The organism is Colwellia sp. BRX10-9, assembly GCF_014077405.1.
In the GTDB taxonomy this organism is placed as follows: domain Bacteria; phylum Pseudomonadota; class Gammaproteobacteria; order Enterobacterales; family Alteromonadaceae; genus Colwellia_A.
The window spans coordinates 1-527 of the sequence record NZ_JACGVV010000103.1; the positions used below are offsets into that span (position 1 = coordinate 1).

The 527-nt window shown below is 30.9% G+C and carries 1 protein-coding gene; it reads right to left on the minus strand.

The window, feature by feature from the left end:
* Window positions 1–18 precede the first annotated feature (18 nt).
* Window positions 19–486: a DUF3592 domain-containing protein gene (locus tag H4J69_RS19650; protein ID WP_182169385.1), complete on the minus strand. Its 468-nt coding sequence runs from the start codon at window positions 484–486 to the stop codon at window positions 19–21.
* Window positions 487–527 lie beyond the last annotated feature (41 nt).

Sequence of the window (527 nt, forward strand, 5' to 3'; positions counted from 1 at the left end):
GTCCGTTTAAGTAACTTGTTATATGCCTTGAACACCAGTATTTTTGAACAGTCTGATTAAATTAGCCAAAGAGAATATGGCCATTACAAACGAAACTACTGATAAGATATACAAAATATAATTAACAGTTACATCTAGATAAACAATTGTTGGGTTCTCCCTATTATAAATAGCCTCAACTAATGAGTTTTCTTTATAAAGCTTTAATTTCTCATTCGCCTCTTTAAAATTGTAAAGCTGATTCATATTGGAAATTTCTTTTCCAATATAACTATTACCATCAATCTCATATTGGTATTTTATATCTAGAATATAGCGTTCATCTTTATGTTCAACTCTCTTGATATCCGATGACATGATAATCGCCGGAGTTATTGGCCAATTACCAGCATTTAAGTTCCCTGCAATTTTAAAGGTTAAGAGACCAAGCCATAAAGAAGATCCGATTAGCATGAATCCAAAAAATAATTTGCTGTTTTTAAACATATCTCACTCTGCTTTATAAAAGTCTATCTGGAATACACACA

What these genes read in the sequence shown, in the direction of transcription:
- H4J69_RS19650 (WP_182169385.1), bottom strand. Translation starts at nt 486, where the DNA reads ATGTTTAAAAACAGCAAATTATTTTTTGGATTCATGCTAATCGGATCT.